The following is a 742-nucleotide window of genomic DNA, read 5'->3' as shown; positions in this document are numbered from 1 at the left end:
GCCGCGTGCGCCGGCAGCGCCTCAGGCTGCCGCAGCGCGGTCACGACCAGCCCGGCCAGCAGCAGTGGCAGGGTCAGCGCGTCGGGCAGCCGCAGGCAGTCGAGATCGATCAGCGCCGCGGCCAGCAGCGTCGCCGCGAAGGCGAAATCGAGCGGCACGCGCGGCCCCGCCGGATCCAGCACGGCGATAACGACTGCCAGCAGCAGCGTCGCCAGCTCGATCAGCAGCAGCCGGCGCGGGATCGCGGCACCGCAATGCGCGCAGCGCCCGCGGCGCAGCAGGTAGCTTGCCAGCGGCACCAGGTCGGCGGCGCCGAGCGGCGTGGCGCAGGCATCGCAGCGCGAGCGCCGCCGCGCGAGCAGAAGGCCGCGCGGCAGGTCCTCGACCAGCGTGCCGATGAACGAGCCGATGAAGGGTGATGCCAGAATGGTGCCGGCAACCAGAATATTTCCCTGAACTGTCATATGTTTTCGGCTCCGGCGGCAGCTTGCTCGGGCATAAGGTAAAAAACACGTTTCCGCGAGAGACATGCGATGCTCGATCACGCCGCCACGCGCCCGGATGAGGACGGTTCAGCCATCGGCACGGCGCTGCTGCGGGCCGGGCTGGTCGATTCCCTCGGCATCGCGCGGGCGCGGGCGCTGGCGGCGGAAACCGGGCTCGGCCTCGGCGCTTCACTGGTCCGCCTCGGGCTGATCGGCGAGCGCAGCCTCGCCGAGGCCGCCGCCGCCGCCCTCGGTCT

The 742-nt window shown here is 72.0% G+C and carries 1 protein-coding gene and 1 pseudogene; one reads left to right on the top strand and one right to left on the bottom strand.

Annotated features, from left to right (window positions below; genetic code table 11):
* On the bottom strand, positions 1-464 hold a 464-nt coding region (locus tag APM_RS11390; RefSeq protein ID WP_007423530.1), incomplete at its 3' end, for a prepilin peptidase.
* A 69-nt stretch (positions 465-533) separates the two neighbouring features.
* Here APM_RS11390 and APM_RS11385 point away from each other — a divergent pair.
* Positions 534-742 (top strand): annotated as a pseudogene (locus APM_RS11385) (type II secretion system protein GspE); the annotation flags it as partial.

This window comes from Acidiphilium sp. PM (assembly GCF_000219295.1).
In the GTDB taxonomy this organism is placed as follows: domain Bacteria; phylum Pseudomonadota; class Alphaproteobacteria; order Acetobacterales; family Acetobacteraceae; genus Acidiphilium; species Acidiphilium multivorum.
The sequence above is the reverse complement of the archived record's forward strand: the minus strand, read 5'-3'. Positions and strand labels throughout refer to the sequence as shown.